The following is a 13,738-nucleotide window of genomic DNA, read 5'->3' as shown; positions in this document are numbered from 1 at the left end:
AACCACCCTATGCGCCTGGTCCTCCGCATCGGCCGCAATCCGGCCGTCGTCCTGCGCGGGGGCCGAAACCGGACCGGCGCAGAGAACTAACAGGGCCCTAACCATCAGGAAACCGGGCCGCAACAATGCGGAGCCACACTGGAAGTGCCGGCAAGTGCAGGCACCAGCTCCAGCCAGGAGGCCACCATGTTGAAGGAAGCCAAAGCCCATGTGACCCGGGTCCGCGCCCTGGACCAGCTCCACCGCGGCGACGAAATCGAAGCCCGCTTGTCGGTGGGCCCGAACTACGACGATGTGGTGATCCGACGCGGCAGCGTTCAGGAAACAGCGCCGGGCATCGGTGTTGTGTGGATTGTGGACCGTCTCACCGGGCTGCGGAAGGCCATCAATACGGACGAATGCAGCGTGTGGCGGGTGGCCTGAGCTAGCCGCCGGCCACCGACTGGATGATCAGAACCTCCTGGCCGGCGGCCACCTCGGTTTCCAGGCCCTGTAGCCTGCGCACTTCGTCGCCGTTCACGTAAATATTCACGTAGCGGCGAAGTGCCCCGGTTTCGTCCTGCAGGCGGCGGGCGAGGACCGGGTAGTTCCCGGTCACCTTTTCCAGTAGCTTCCCCACAGTCAACGGGCCCTCAGCGGGCGCAGTCAGGATGGACTGCCCGCCGGCCAGTGAGTGGAGGACGCTGGGGAGCACCACTTTGATGTCAGGCACCGTGGGCAGCTGCCGTTTCCGGAACCGGCAGCGCCGCGTCGGAGATCATTGCCGCCCGGACGCACAGGACGTCCGGCAGGTGCGATGCCACCTCGGTGAACGTTTCGCCTTCGTCGGCGCTGGCGTAGACCGTGCCGCCGCGCGTACCAAAGTAGACGCCGGCCGGTTCAGCGGAATCAACGGATGCGGCGTCGCGCAGCACGCTGTTGTATTCGCTGGCGGGCAGCCCCGAATCCAGGCGTTTCCAGGTGGCGCCGGCGTCGTCCGTGCGGTGGACCGCAAGCTTGCCCTCAGGCGGAATACGCTCGCCGTCGGCCTTCAGCGGCACTACCCAGGCGGTCCCTTCACGGCGGGGGTGCGTCAGCATCACAAAACCGAAGTCGGCCGGAAGCCCTGCTGCGATGGAGTTCCAGTTTTCGCCGTTATCGTCCGTGCGGTACACACCGTGATGGTTCTGCGCGTACAGGCGGCCGTCGACGGCGGCATCGGCAGCAATCTTGTGCACGCACTGGCCAAACTCCGGGTTGGGATCGGGCATGAAGTAGGCAGAGATTCCCTTGTTGCGGGGCTCCCAGGAGGTGCCGCCGTCGAGCGAGCGGTAGACGCCCCCTGTGCTCATGGCGATGTGGACATTGTCCCCCGCGGAATTGACCACGATGGAATGGGCGGCGGCGCCGCCGTATCCGGCGCCCCATTCGCTGCGGTGAGGATGGTCCCAGAGCCCGCGGTTGAGCTCGAAGTGCTCGCCGCCGTCCGTGGATTTCCACACCGAAATAGGCTCCGCCCCGGCCCAGACCACGCCGGGCCGCGACTCTGCGTCCGGGTAGATCTGCCAGATCCGTTCCACCGCAGCGCCCGTATCTTCGGGAAAGGTGATGGCACCCTTTTCGGGCTCAGACCACGTGGCTCCCAGGTCATCGGAGTGCGCCACGGTGGGGCCCCAATGCTCGGATCGGACGCCCACCATGATCCGAGTCCTGCCGTCCCTGGTGTCAATGCCGATGCTGGGTATTTCGCTCATCAGGAAGTGCGGGCCGGAGAAGGACCAGTGCTGCCGGTCCCGGCTCGTAGCCAGCCAAAGGCCCTTTTTCGTGCCGATTGCCAGGACAAAACTCGCTGCGGTTGCCATGCACCCCATGCAACCACCCCGGCCGGGCGGCTGCAACGGTTTTCTCGGCTCTGTGGGTTACCGGACTACTGCGGACTACCGCTCAATCGACGAATTCGGACTGGGTCTCGATGAAATCCCAGTCCGCCTCGGTGAGGACCTTAACGGGATTTTCGGGGTGTGGTCCGCCCGCTTCGGCGATGCCCTGCAGGATCTGCAACGGCAACTCCCCGGCCCGGAGGTTCTCCCGCAGCCATTCCTTCGTGTCCAGGTTGACGTCCAGCCACCACATGTAAATTTCCATGCCCCGTCACGCACCTTCCTATGACTCAACGTTAGGCCGGGGCCAGTCGGCGTTCAAGGGCGCCCTCTTTCAAGTAGTCGCCTCCCAGTTTCGGGTACATGCAGGTGTCCCAGCAGTTCAAAGAGCAAAAAGACGAGTATTCACCACTCCCGACCGCGGCGGCCGCCGCGCATAGCGTGAAGTGACCACAACAAGCTGGCCAGGCTGCCTGGGGCAGAGCCAATCCTTCCCCTTTATGCCGCCAAAGTCAGTTTCACAACCGACAGGGGAAATACCGTGAAAAGAGCGTTAGCAACTTTGGGGGTCGCGGGGCTGGCGTTGTTCAGCGTCACGGCCCCGGTATATGCAACGGACTCGACCGTCAACGGCCAAGTATCGGACGGAAATAGCCAACACGCCAGCAATGGAAACGGGAACGGCAACGGCAACGATACCAGTTCCGGAAGCAACGGCAACGGCAACGGAGGCGGCAACGGTTCCGGAAACAACGGGAACGGCAACGGCAACGGAGGCGGCAACGGTTCCGGAAACAACGGGAACGGCAACGGCAACGGAGGCGGCAACGGTTCCGGAAACAACGGGAACGGCAACGGAGGCGGCAACGGTTCCGGAAACAACGGCAACGGCAACGGAGGCGGCAACGGCCACGACAACGGCAACGGGAACGGCAACGGCCACGGGAACGGCAACGGCCACGACAACGGGAACGGGAACGGGAACGGGAACGGGAATGGGAACGGCCATGACAACGGGAACGGGAACGGCCACGACAACGGCAACGGAGGCGGGAACGGCAACGGAGACGACAACTGTTCCTGTGACCACGAGACCCCGCCGGTTGTACCGCCCGAGGTTGTACCGCCTGAGGTTGTACCGCCCGTAGTTGTACCGCCCGTAGTGGTGCCTGAAACCCCGGTTCCGCCGACGCCGGTTGCACAGACACCCATCGGCCAGGTTGCCGCCCCTCAGGGTGCAGTGGCCAAGGTACCTGCGGCGGCTGTCAGCCTCGGCACCAACCAGGGCTTCAACGCGCAGACCTCCGTAAGCGGCACCGAGGGCAACACCACATGGCTGGCCGGACTGGGCGTACTGCTCGGTGCGGGTGCTGTGGTTTCGGTCCGGCGCAAGTCCCGGACAGAATCGCCGACGGCGGGCTGACGCGGCCCGAGCATTCGACGATTCCGCCGAGGGCGTCCCACCACACGGCGGGGCGCCCTCGCCGTTTCCCGATCAGCTGACCGCCAGCACACGGAGAGAGGAGACACCATGCCGAAGGAGCCCGGCAGGCATAACGCCCGCGGAGGCCAATTGCGCGCTTCCAAATGGAACCGGGTCCGGGGGTTGAACAGGGGAGACCTCGCCATCCTCCTGTGCGGCATCATCGGTTTCGTGTCCCTGACCTTCGGCGGCCCCTTACTCAGCCATCCGGACGCCGGCAACCATGGGGGCGCAGGCGTCCGCGCTGCCGAAGTTGCGGCACCATCGGTTGCGCCGCCGTCGTCCGTTCCCTCGCCGCTATCCTCGGGACAGCCCAGCACCGCGGCACCCACTGCCGGCACCAGCCCAGTTACTGCCGCCCCCGCACCTGCGCTGCCCGAGGCTTCCGCGCCCCTGCGCATCCTGTACCCGGCGGCGGCCATCGATACCGCAGTCCACCCGCTCGAACCGGATGCCGCTGCGGCGGCCAGCCGCACTGTGGTGCCCCCGTCCACCATGGAAGGGTATTGGCTGACGCCCTTCGGAGTTCCGGGCAACGGCTCCGGCAACACCACCTACATCATCGGGCACAGCTGGGAAGACCGGGACGCCCCGTTCAACCACCTCAGCTCCCGAGCGAACGAAGGCGACGAGTTCGACGTCGTCACCGCCGCCGGCACCATCCGCTACCGGGTGGACACTGTCACCACCTATGTCAAGGCAGGCCTCAAAGACAGCCCCATCTGGGAAATGGTGCCCAACCGGGTGGTACTCATCAGCTGCTACACCGAGGATCCCTGGGGGAAGAACGTAGTAGTCTCGGCGTCGCCCGTCGTTGCATAGCCGGGATTTCCCGACGAAAAATTAGCCGTTCTTGAGCAGGGCTACGTCGGAAACAAGGTCAATGTGCTCCAGCATTGCCGCAGCAGCAGCAGCGGGATCCTGGACCCTGATGGCCTCGGCGATCTTGCGGTGGGATGCGAGGGACTGCTCCGGGCGGCCCGGCTGTCCAAGGGACTCAAGGCGGGTTTCCAGGACCATTCCGGCGATGAACGCCATCAGCTGGGCCAGGACGGCGGAGTGCGCGGCCGCGGTCACGGCCTGATGAAAGAGCTCGTCGCCGTGCGCCCCACGCGCTCCCGAGGCAACCTCTTCGGCCATCGCCTCGAGCGCTTTGTCGATGGCTTTCATGTCCTCGCCGCTGCGTCTGGTTGCGGCAAGCTCGGCGAGCTTCACTTCAAGGGTGCTCCGAGCCTCCACGATCTCGGGCAGGCGGCTGCTGTGCTCACGGAGGCCCCTAATCACGGACGGAACATTCGGACGGTAAACCAACACCGCCCCCGTGCCGTGCTGAACGTCGATCACGCCCAGTACTTCCAGCGCCACCAGCGCCTGGGCAAGAGTTGCACGCGAGACGCCCAGGCGCTCGGCGAGTTCACGCTCGGCCGGCAACGTATCCCCCGGCACCAGCTGGGCAGCCTCGATGTACTCCATGAGCTGTTCCACGAGCTGCTCGTAGAGCCGGGGGCGGGTCACCCGAGAGATCTGTTGTGCTGCTGACCGTTTGGGCACCGCACTTCCTTTCGCAAAGGGCCTTAAAGGCAAGAGTACTTGATGACTATTGACAAGGACACCTAGTGTCTAGGAGGCTAGGCCAGTGAGCCACTTCACACCGATTCCGATCCGGAGGCACAAAGATGTCCGCTCCCGTCCTTTCAATCATCATCCTGGCGGCGATGTTCCTGCTAGCCACAGTGCTGCCCCTCAACATGGGGGCCCTGGCCTTCGCGGGAGCCTTCCTGCTGGGTACGGTTGTGCTGGGGATGTCCACCGCTGACATCCTCGCCAACTTCCCGGGTGGCCTGTTCCTGACCATCGTGGGGGTCACCTACCTGTTTGCCATTGCGCAGAACAACGGCACCATTGACCTTTTGGTCAGGGGCGCCGTCCGGATGGTGGGCAGCCGTGTGGCCCTCATCCCCTGGGTCATGTTCGCTATTACAGCGGTCATCACGGCCGTGGGCGCACTCTCCCCGGCCGCCGTCGCCATCATTGCGCCCATAGCCCTCAGCTTTGCGGCCAAGCATAAAATCAACCCCCTCATGATGGGCATGATGGTGGTGCACGGCGCGCAGGCGGGCGGCTTCTCCCCCATCGCCGTTTACGGTGTCACTGTCAACGGCATCCTGGCCAAGACGGACCTCGAAGCCAGTCCCATGGCGATCTTCCTGGCAAGCTTCTTCTTCAATCTCGCCATCGCCCTGGTTCTGTTCGTCGTCCTCGGGGGAAGCCAACTCCTCTCTACAAAGGGCGGACGGCTGGTGGAACAGGCCGCCACCAAGCGCATGTCGGTCAGCCTGGGCGCCCGCGCAGCCGGCGTCACCCTGCAAGGCTCCGGATCTGACATCTCCTCCGCCAGCGTCTCGTCGAAGGGCACCTCGAATGGATCCGGGGCAACGGCCTCGGCCGGCTCCTCAACGGCAGGCAGCCAGGAACCCACCGGGGCCAGGGCCTCGGTTCCGCAGCTCGTCACCATCGCGGGCCTAATCGCCCTCGCCGTCATCTCCCTCGGCTTCAAAGTTGATGTTGGCTTCGTCTCCATCACCATCGCCATCGTCCTGGCCCTCGTCTCCCCCGCGGCCCAAAAGGGCGCCGTGAACAAGATCAGCTGGTCCACCGTCCTGCTCATCTGCGGCATGCTCACCTTCGTAGGCGTACTGGAAGAGGCGGGCACCATCAAGTTCGTCTCGGAAAGCGTGACGCAACTGGGCATGCCGCTCCTGGCGGCCCTGTTGATCTGCTACATCGGCGCCGTGGTTTCCGCCTTCGCCTCCTCCACCGCCATCCTGGCGGCCCTCATCCCGCTGGCGGTACCGTTCCTGGGCAGCGGCGAGATCGGGGCCGTCGGGGTTATCGCCGCCCTCGCCGTCGCCGCCACGATCGTGGACGTGTCCCCGTTCTCCACCAACGGCGCCCTGGTCCTCGCCAACGCTCCCGAGGACGTGGACAAGGACAAGTTCTACAAGCAGATTTTGGCCTACAGCGGCATCGTCGTCGCCGTCGGACCCGCGATCGCCTGGTTGGTCATGGTGGTTCCGGGCTGGATGTAGCCCGTCACCTTCAGCCCACGCCCCACACCGCAAACAGAGGACTACCGCTATGAGCACCCAACCGACCACCCAGACCGACGGCCCGCTGTCGGGGTACCTTGTGGTTGACCTGAGCCGCGCCCTCGCCGGTCCGCACGCCGGCATGATGCTGGGCGATCTCGGCGCCAGGGTCATCAAGGTCGAAAACCCCGGGACCGGGGACGATACCCGCGGCTGGGGCCCGCCCTTCGTCGGCCCCGACGACGACCGGCAGGCCACGTACTTCCTGTCCTGCAACCGCAACAAGGAATCCATCGCCCTGGACCTGAAGGACGACGACGGCCGCACAGTCCTGCGCGAACTGCTGGAACGCGCCGACGTCGTCATCGAAAACTTCCGTCCTGGCGTCCTGGACCGGCTCGGCTTCTCCACAGCGGAAATGCATGCGCTCAACCCGGCATTGGTCATTTTGTCCATCACGGGCTTCGGTCACGACGGCCCCGAATCCCGCCGCAGCGGCTACGACCAGATCCTGCAGGGTGAGGCCGGACTGATGTCCCTGACGGGGTCCGGGCCGGACGACCCGCAGCGGGTCGGGGTCCCTATCGCGGATCTACTGTCCGGCATGTACGGGGCGTTTGGCACTCTCGCCGCACTGTTGCAGCGCGAACGCACCGGGCAGGGACAAATCGTCCGGACCTCCCTGCTCGCGGCGCTCATCGGGGTCCACGCCTTCCAGGGCACCAGGACAACTGTCGCCGGCGAAACGCCAAAAGCGCAGGGCAACCACCATCCCTCCATCGCCCCCTACGGTCTGTTCCGTTGCCGGCAGGGCCAGGTGCAGATCAGCGTGGGGAGCGAAAAACTCTGGCGCTCGTTCGCGTCCACGTTCGGAATCGATGCCGAACAGCCGGAATTCGCCACCAACGCGGACCGGGTGCGCAACCGCGGCGAAGTCATCGAAGAGGTGGAACGGGCCTTCGCCTGGTTCGAGGCCGAGCCGCTGCTGGCCAAGCTCAATGACGCCGGCATCCCGGCCGGCAAAGTCCGCACCCTGGATGAGGTCTATGCCTGGGAGCAGGTCCACTCACAGGGGCTCGTGATCGATGTTGACCATGAGGTCCTCGGCACCGTGAGCCTGCCTGGCCCCCCGCTGCGGTTCTTCAGCGCTGCCGACATTACGGAAACAACGCTGACGAACCACACCGCGCCGCCGTTGCTTAACCAGAACGGGGATCAGATCCGGCAGTGGCTCGGGCTGGTGCCGGCGGGCGCACTTGGACCAGCGGGCGGCATTGCCGGAGCCGGAACGGCACAGGAGGGGCGCTGAAGTGCTGACGGAGCAGAAAACCAAGCATTTGGACGCCACGGAACTCATCACCACGGTGCTCGATCCGGGCACGTACCGGACCTGGGATACCCCAGTGGTGGACCCTGATCCGGGTCCCGGATACAGCCACGAACTGGCGGGCGCCCGGGCAAAGACCGGCGTGGACGAGTCCGTCCTCACCGGGGAAGGCCGCATCCGCGGCCGCCGCGTGGCTGTCATCGTCAGTGAATTCCGCTTCCTTGCCGGTTCCATCGGCCTTGCCGCCGCTGAACGTATCGTCACGGCCGTCGAGCGGGCCACCCGGGAAGGCCTGCCGCTTCTGGCGGGGCCGGCATCGGGAGGCACCCGCATGCAGGAAGGAACCGTCGCCTTCCTGTCAATGGTGAAGATCAGCGCGGCCGTCCGCGCCCACCGCCAGGCCGGCCTGCCCTACCTTGTCTACCTGCGGCACCCCACCACGGGCGGAGTCATGGCATCGTGGGGATCCCTCGGCCACATCACCGTCGCCGAACCCGGGGCCCTGCTGGGCTTCCTCGGCCCCCGCGTCTACGAGGCCATCAACGGCACACCCTTCCCCGAGAACGTCCAGGTCGCGGAGAACCTCTTCGACAAGGGCCTCATCGACGCCGTGGTCCCGCCGTCGCAACTGTCCGACGTCGTTGACCGCGCGCTAAGCATCCTGGTCACCGGCCCGCACCCGCGGCTCGAACCACCGGGGACCCTTTCGGTCAGACCATCCGACGCCGGCGCCTGGGAATCCATCGGCATCGCCCGTGATCCGAAACGGCCGGACCTGCGCCAGCTGCTTGCCTACGGCGCCAGGGATGTACTGCCCCTCAACGGCACCGGGCAGGGGGAGAAGGACCCTGGCCTTCAGCTGGCCCTGGCCCGCTTCGGCCAGGAGTCCTGCGTGGTCATCGGCCACACCCGGCCCCGGCCATCGCAGCAAACTGCGATGGGGCCGGCCTCCCTTCGTGAGGCACGCCGTGGGATGAGGCTGGCCGAGGAACTCGGCCTGCCGCTACTCACGGTCATCGACACCAGCGGCGCGGCACTCTCCAAGGAAGCTGAGGAAGGAGGCCTCGCGGGCGAAATCGCCCGCTCCCTGCACGACCTCATTGGACTGAACTCGCCCTCCCTGTCAGTGCTGATGGGCCAGGGTGCCGGCGGAGGGGCGTTGGCGCTCCTGCCCGCGGACCGCACCATCGCGGCCCAGCATGCTTGGCTTTCACCGTTGCCTCCCGAGGGCGCAAGTGCCATCGTCCACCGGAACACCGATTACGCACCGTCCATGTCCGAAGCCCAGGGCGTCAACGTCGCCTCGCTCTACGCCCACGGGCTCGTTGAGCACATCGTGGACGAACGCCCCGACGCGTCCCTTGAGCCGAAGGCCTTCTGCCTGCGCCTGGGGCAGGCCATCGAATACGAGCTGGCAGCCCTGTCCAGGGCCGGAATCACCGAGCTGCTGCCGCAGAGGCTGGCCAAATACCGGAAACTGGGCGGCATCGGGCCACTGCTTTCGCAATGATGTATGTACCGATGAGGCCTGCAGGGAACGGCGGGGCCTGTTCAAGGACCGCCGCCGGGCACAAAATGGGGTTATGACTCCTGAACGGTTCAGTGGCCCGCCACCGCTGCTGGTGGGTGTGCTGCCCAATCAGCACCCTGAAGTGCTGACGACGGCGGCCAAGCTTGCGGCTAGGCTGTCGGCGCCTTTGCTTTGCGCCTACGTTGACGAAGCCAGCTACCTGGTGGAATGGGATCCCGCCCGGTCGGCGCACCGCCTCTCGCTCCACCCCGGGCAGGACGACGAGGACGTCCGAGCGGTGACCTCTGGCATCAAAGCCGCCATTGAACGCACGGTGGCCAATGCCGGCACGGACGGCGCAAACGTCGACTGGACCCTGCGCACCCTGGCGGGCGACCCGGCCCGTGCCCTCGCCCGGCTGGCCGCGGAAAGCAACGTGCCCATGATTGTCGTGGGCACATCGGAACGCGGCCTGTCCCACCGGATCTCCGAGATGCTTAACGGTTCGGTGGGCCTCTGGCTGACCCATCACCAGAGCCGGCCGGTACTGGTGGTCCCGTACCGGAGGCCGGCGCACGAGGACCGTGAATAGCTCCGCGGAGGCTTTCGGAGCACGCGTTGGGGCGGCCGAAATAATAAAGCGAAAGTAGTTATTCGAGGTGCTGGCGGACAGCCATACTGGCAAGTAAGCTGGTTCAAGCAGAGAGATCCGGCCATGGGGCCGGGCAGATCTGCCCAAAGGCTGCTCCGGAGTGCGTATCCCCCAATAACGCACTCCGGAGCTTTTTTTGTGCCCGAAACGGTCTTTCGATACCCCCTGGGGGTACTTGTGCTGATACCCCCTTGGGGTATATGTTGGAGCCATGGAATCCCCACAGGCAACCGTCCAAGGGCCTGCGGCCGCCGAGTCCGCGCCGCAGCATGGCTACACCGCCAACAAAGACGCCTATCTGCGAAGGCTTAAACGGATCGAGGGTCAGGTCCGCGGCATTGCCCGGATGGTGGATGAGGACAAATATTGCATCGACATCCTGACGCAGGTTTCCGCCGTCACTAAGGCCCTTCACGCCGTAAGCCTCGGACTCGTCGAAGAACACATCGGGCATTGCGTCGTAGGTGCCGCCGCCGAGCCTGACCCTGACCTGCGGGCGGAAGCAATCGACGTCAAGGTCAAAGAAGCCGCGGAAGCAATCGGCCGGCTCCTGCGCTGACACCACCCCCTCAGCAACCAACCAACCACCGAGGCCCGGCCAACCCGCCGGCGCCCTTATAAGGAGCAACATGAGCACCGTCTCCACCACAGTCAGCGTGTCCGGCATGACCTGCGGCCACTGCATTTCCTCTGTCAGTGAAGAAATTGAGTCCCTCGCCGGGGTTGAAGGGGTCGAGGTCGACCTCAACGCCGGGGGCATCTCCACCGTCACCATTACCTCCAGCCAGGAGTTGTCGCCGGCCGAGATCGGCGAAGCGGTGGCTGAAGCCGGCTACCTGGTTGTGGCAAACGACGCGTAACTACTTGGAAATCGGGCGATCAACCGTGCAAACGGAGCACTTACTGAACCAGGCGGGTAACCGGCTGGTTGAACTGGACATCGAGGGCATGACTTGTGCGTCGTGCGTGAACCGCGTGGAACGGAAGCTCGGCAAGCTCGACGGCGTGGAAGCCTCCGTGAATCTCCCCCTGGAGTCCGCCCACGTCACCGTTCCGGCCGGCATCACGGACCAGCAGATCGTGGACACAGTCAACGCCACGGGCTACAAGGCAACCCTCCGCCAATCCCCCACCCACACTCCCCAAACCAACGATCACCCGGAGCATGTATCCAGCGGAGGCGCGACTGGCGACCACATGCAACACGGTCCCGCCGCCGGCACATTGAGGCCTCGGCTGATCGTGGCCGCAGTCCTGACGGTTCCGGTGTTCCTGATCTCGATGGTCCCGGCCGTGCAGTTCCCGAACTGGGGCTGGGGGGCGGCCCTACTTTCCCTTCCCGTGGTGAGCTGGGCGGCGTGGCCCTTCCACCGTGCCGCCGCCGTCAACGCACGCCACTTTGCGTCCACCATGGACACCCTCGTCTCCATCGGCGTCGCAGCGGCGTACCTTTTCAGCGTCTGGCAGCTGGTACTTGATCCCCTCATGACCGAACACCCAGCTATGGAGGGGATGGAAGCCGGTGGCCTGTACTTCGAAGTCGCCGCCGTGGTCACAACCTTCCTCCTCCTGGGCCGGTTCCTCGAAGCCAACGCCAAGCAAAAGGCCGGCGACGCCCTCAAAGCACTGCTTAACCTCGGCGCCAAGGACGCCACCGTCCTGCACGACGGGTCCGAACACAAGATCCCGGCCGATCGCCTCCGTGTTGGAGACATTGTGGTGGTCCGCCCGGGTGAGAAAATTGCCACCGACGGCGTGGTGATCGAAGGAAGCTCCGCCGTCGACGCTTCCCTGCTGACTGGTGAATCAGTCCCGGTGGAGGTTGGCCCTGAAAGCAAGGTCACTGGTGCCACCATCAACACCTCCGGCCGCCTGCTGGTCCGGGCCACCAGGGTTGGTTCGGAAACGACGCTTGCCCAGATGGCGCGGCTGGTGTCGCAGGCCCAGACCGGGAAGGCCCCCATTGCGCGGCTGGCTGACCGGATCAGCGGCGTATTTGTCCCCCTGGTGCTGGCCCTGGCAGTGCTCACCTTCGGGCTGTGGCTCGTCGTTAGCGGCCCGGCAATTGATCCTGCCGAGCTTCGGGCTGCGTTCACCGCAGCCGTCACGGTCCTGGTCATCGCCTGCCCTTGCGCACTCGGCCTCGCCACGCCGGTGGGCCTGCTTACCGGCACCGGACGCGGAGCGCAGCTCGGCATCCTGATCAAGGGCCCGCAGGTCCTCGAAGACACCCGGACCGTGGACACCATCCTGCTCGACAAGACCGGAACCGTCACCAGTGGAAAGCTTTCCGTGGCTGAGAGCTCTGCGTTTGATGGCCAACAGGTCAGCGACGTGCTGCGGCTTGCCGGTGCCGTTGAGGCCGCCTCGGAGCATCCCATCGCCCACGCCATCGCTGCCGCGGCCGGGCAGGTGCATGCTAAGTACGACGGCGGCCGGCTTCCCGCCGTCGAACACTTCCGTTCCGCGCCAGGCGGCGGAGTGGCCGGAACCGTGGAAGGCCGCGCCATCCTGGCGGGCCGTACCGGCTGGCTGAGCGAGAACGGCGTCAGCATCTCCCAGGTGCAGCAGCAAGCGCTGGATGCCGCGGAAGCAAGCGGCGCCACGGCCATCTGGGTTGCGGTGGATGGCGTACCCGCCGGCATCATCAGCCTGCGGGACACCATCAAGCCGGGCTCGGCGGCAGCCATCGAACGGCTGAAGCGGCTGGGGCTGCGGCCCATCCTGCTAACCGGCGACAACGCCGCGGTTGCCGCCCAGGTGGCCGCCGCCGTCGGGATCTCCCCCGGGGATGTTCACGCCGGCGTGCTGCCGGCCGGAAAAGTCGAGGCGGTCAAGAGGCTCCAGGCCGGCGGCGCCACGGTGGCCATGGCCGGGGACGGCGTGAACGACGCCGCCGCGCTGGCGCAGGCCGATCTCGGCATCGCCATGGGCTCAGGCACCGATGTGGCCATTGAAGCGGCGGATCTCACCGTCATGGGCGATGACCTTGGCCAAGTGGCCCAGGCCATCGAGCTCTCCCGGCGGACGCTGGCCACCATCAAAACCAACCTGTTCTGGGCGTTCTTCTACAATGCCATCGGCATTCCGGTGGCGGCCCTGGGTCTGCTGAACCCCATGCTTGCCGGTGGCGCCATGGCCGCCAGTTCGGTCCTGGTGGTGGCCAATTCGCTTCGGTTGCGCAGCTTCGGAAAATAGCAGCGCCAGCCCCAACTAGGTAGCAGTAAGTGTCGTTTTGAGGCTCCAAAACGACACTTACTGCTACTTACATGACGGGGGCGCCGCTCAGGCCGTGCCGAAGCGGACGGCGGAACGGGCCTTGGCCTTGGCCGCCTCCTCGTCCCGGTCCTTGGCGGGCGCATGCGTCACCAGCGAGTCCAGCAGGTGCTGCGTAATGTGCGCGATCTCGTGCACTGCAGCTTCGAAGGCGTCCTCGTTGGCTTTGGACGGCTTGGTGCTCCCGCTGATCTTGCGCACGTACTGCAGCGCGGCGGCGTGCACTTCCTCGGAGGTTGCATGCGGTTCGTAGTTGTGGAGGGTTCGAATATTCCGGCACATATGGTCATGCTAGGCTCTGGAACGCCTGGAATCGACCCCTGCCCTGTGCTGTCCGAGGGTTCGCTCCGATGGGGAGTGGTGCATGGGCAGCGGTGCCCATCGACGGGTTTCCGGGGGCCGGGATAGGTTTGGGGCAATGGATCTTCCGGATGAGCCGGGGGCCGCTGGGGATGCCGATCTGGATCGGATCCAACGACGTATGAGGAGAAACTGATGGCTATTTGGGGCGCAGATGTAGAGCAGCTCAGGACTCTTGGCAC

At 65.5% G+C, this 13,738-nt stretch carries 15 protein-coding genes; 10 read left to right on the top strand and 5 right to left on the bottom strand.

Features of this window, described 5'->3' with window-relative positions:
* Positions 1-186 precede the first annotated feature (186 nt).
* Complete coding sequence (locus tag AB4Y73_RS17845; protein WP_441873530.1) at positions 187-423, top strand: hypothetical protein; 237 nt, start codon at positions 187-189, stop codon at positions 421-423.
* 1 nt (position 424) lies between these two features.
* Here AB4Y73_RS17845 and AB4Y73_RS17840 read toward each other — a convergent pair whose 3' ends face one another.
* The 3 genes from AB4Y73_RS17840 to AB4Y73_RS17830 form a co-directional block, all read right to left on the bottom strand.
* Positions 425-712 (bottom strand): MoaD/ThiS family protein, encoded by a 288-nt coding sequence (locus AB4Y73_RS17840; RefSeq protein WP_441873528.1) that lies wholly within the window; start codon positions 710-712, stop codon positions 425-427.
* A complete protein-coding gene (locus AB4Y73_RS17835) occupies positions 705-1,850 on the bottom strand; it encodes a WD40/YVTN/BNR-like repeat-containing protein (protein WP_441873526.1) in 1,146 nt (381 codons plus the stop codon). Before AB4Y73_RS17835 ends, AB4Y73_RS17840 begins: the two co-directional genes overlap by 8 nt.
* Before the next feature lie 73 nt (positions 1,851-1,923).
* Positions 1,924-2,124: a hypothetical protein gene (locus AB4Y73_RS17830; protein WP_441873524.1), complete on the bottom strand. Its 201-nt coding sequence runs from the start codon at positions 2,122-2,124 to the stop codon at positions 1,924-1,926.
* 276 nt (positions 2,125-2,400) lie between these two features.
* On the opposite strand from AB4Y73_RS17830, the gene AB4Y73_RS17825 reads away from it, so the two are divergent.
* Both AB4Y73_RS17825 and AB4Y73_RS17820 read left to right on the top strand, forming a co-directional pair.
* Complete coding sequence (locus AB4Y73_RS17825) at positions 2,401-3,282, top strand: hypothetical protein (protein ID WP_441873522.1); 882 nt, start codon at positions 2,401-2,403, stop codon at positions 3,280-3,282.
* A 108-nt stretch (positions 3,283-3,390) separates the two neighbouring features.
* Positions 3,391-4,164 (top strand): class F sortase, encoded by a 774-nt coding sequence (locus AB4Y73_RS17820; RefSeq protein WP_441873520.1) that lies wholly within the window; start codon positions 3,391-3,393, stop codon positions 4,162-4,164.
* Between the two features lie 21 nt (positions 4,165-4,185).
* Here the strand turns inward: AB4Y73_RS17820 and AB4Y73_RS17815 are convergent, their stop codons facing one another.
* The gene (locus AB4Y73_RS17815) at positions 4,186-4,893 is read right to left on the bottom strand and encodes a FadR/GntR family transcriptional regulator (protein WP_441873518.1); all 708 of its coding nucleotides are present in this window, start codon (positions 4,891-4,893) and stop codon (positions 4,186-4,188) included.
* A 125-nt stretch (positions 4,894-5,018) separates the two neighbouring features.
* Between AB4Y73_RS17815 and AB4Y73_RS17810 the strand changes: the two genes are divergently transcribed.
* The 7 genes from AB4Y73_RS17810 (at position 5,019) to AB4Y73_RS17780 (ending at position 13,118) form a co-directional block, all read left to right on the top strand.
* Entirely contained in the window at positions 5,019-6,431 is a 1,413-nt protein-coding gene (locus AB4Y73_RS17810; RefSeq protein ID WP_441873516.1) for an SLC13 family permease, read from the top strand.
* Between the two features lie 49 nt (positions 6,432-6,480).
* Positions 6,481-7,740, top strand: a complete 1,260-nt coding sequence (locus AB4Y73_RS17805) for a CaiB/BaiF CoA transferase family protein (RefSeq protein ID WP_441873514.1) — start codon at positions 6,481-6,483, stop codon at positions 7,738-7,740.
* A 1-nt stretch (position 7,741) separates the two neighbouring features.
* On the top strand, positions 7,742-9,268 hold the full coding sequence (locus AB4Y73_RS17800) for a carboxyl transferase domain-containing protein (RefSeq protein WP_441873511.1): 1,527 nt from the start codon (positions 7,742-7,744) through the stop codon (positions 9,266-9,268).
* 73 nt (positions 9,269-9,341) lie between these two features.
* Positions 9,342-9,860 (top strand): universal stress protein, encoded by a 519-nt coding sequence (locus tag AB4Y73_RS17795; protein WP_441873509.1) that lies wholly within the window; start codon positions 9,342-9,344, stop codon positions 9,858-9,860.
* Positions 9,861-10,131: 271 nt separating this feature from the next.
* The gene (locus tag AB4Y73_RS17790) at positions 10,132-10,479 is read left to right on the top strand and encodes a metal-sensitive transcriptional regulator (protein ID WP_441873507.1); all 348 of its coding nucleotides are present in this window, start codon (positions 10,132-10,134) and stop codon (positions 10,477-10,479) included.
* Positions 10,480-10,549: 70 nt separating this feature from the next.
* Positions 10,550-10,780: a heavy-metal-associated domain-containing protein gene (locus AB4Y73_RS17785; protein ID WP_441873505.1), complete on the top strand. Its 231-nt coding sequence runs from the start codon at positions 10,550-10,552 to the stop codon at positions 10,778-10,780.
* Between the two features lie 25 nt (positions 10,781-10,805).
* Positions 10,806-13,118, top strand: a complete 2,313-nt coding sequence (locus AB4Y73_RS17780) for a heavy metal translocating P-type ATPase (protein ID WP_441873503.1) — start codon at positions 10,806-10,808, stop codon at positions 13,116-13,118.
* An 87-nt stretch (positions 13,119-13,205) separates the two neighbouring features.
* Here AB4Y73_RS17780 and AB4Y73_RS17775 read toward each other — a convergent pair whose 3' ends face one another.
* Positions 13,206-13,478 carry a DUF2277 domain-containing protein gene (locus AB4Y73_RS17775; RefSeq protein ID WP_441873501.1) on the bottom strand — a complete coding sequence of 91 codons (273 nt, stop codon included), beginning with the start codon at positions 13,476-13,478 and terminating at the stop codon, positions 13,206-13,208.
* Positions 13,479-13,738 lie beyond the last annotated feature (260 nt).

Origin of the sequence: Pseudarthrobacter sp. TAF60_1, from assembly GCF_052113505.1 — a bacterium.
Classification (GTDB): Bacteria; Actinomycetota; Actinomycetes; order Actinomycetales; family Micrococcaceae; genus Arthrobacter.
Note: the sequence above shows the minus strand (reverse complement) of the source record. Positions and strands in the feature narration are given on the sequence as shown.

What these genes read in the sequence shown, in the direction of transcription:
- AB4Y73_RS17845 (WP_441873530.1), top strand. Translation starts at nt 187, where the DNA reads ATGTTGAAGGAAGCCAAAGCCCATGTGACCCGGGTCCGCGCCCTGGAC.
- AB4Y73_RS17835 (WP_441873526.1), bottom strand. Translation starts at nt 1,850, where the DNA reads ATGGGGTGCATGGCAACCGCAGCGAGTTTTGTCCTGGCAATCGGCACG.
- AB4Y73_RS17830 (WP_441873524.1), bottom strand. Translation starts at nt 2,124, where the DNA reads ATGGAAATTTACATGTGGTGGCTGGACGTCAACCTGGACACGAAGGAA.
- AB4Y73_RS17820 (WP_441873520.1), top strand. Translation starts at nt 3,391, where the DNA reads ATGCCGAAGGAGCCCGGCAGGCATAACGCCCGCGGAGGCCAATTGCGC.
- AB4Y73_RS17810 (WP_441873516.1), top strand. Translation starts at nt 5,019, where the DNA reads ATGTCCGCTCCCGTCCTTTCAATCATCATCCTGGCGGCGATGTTCCTG.
- AB4Y73_RS17805 (WP_441873514.1), top strand. Translation starts at nt 6,481, where the DNA reads ATGAGCACCCAACCGACCACCCAGACCGACGGCCCGCTGTCGGGGTAC.
- AB4Y73_RS17795 (WP_441873509.1), top strand. Translation starts at nt 9,342, where the DNA reads ATGACTCCTGAACGGTTCAGTGGCCCGCCACCGCTGCTGGTGGGTGTG.
- AB4Y73_RS17790 (WP_441873507.1), top strand. Translation starts at nt 10,132, where the DNA reads ATGGAATCCCCACAGGCAACCGTCCAAGGGCCTGCGGCCGCCGAGTCC.
- AB4Y73_RS17785 (WP_441873505.1), top strand. Translation starts at nt 10,550, where the DNA reads ATGAGCACCGTCTCCACCACAGTCAGCGTGTCCGGCATGACCTGCGGC.
- AB4Y73_RS17775 (WP_441873501.1), bottom strand. Translation starts at nt 13,478, where the DNA reads ATGTGCCGGAATATTCGAACCCTCCACAACTACGAACCGCATGCAACC.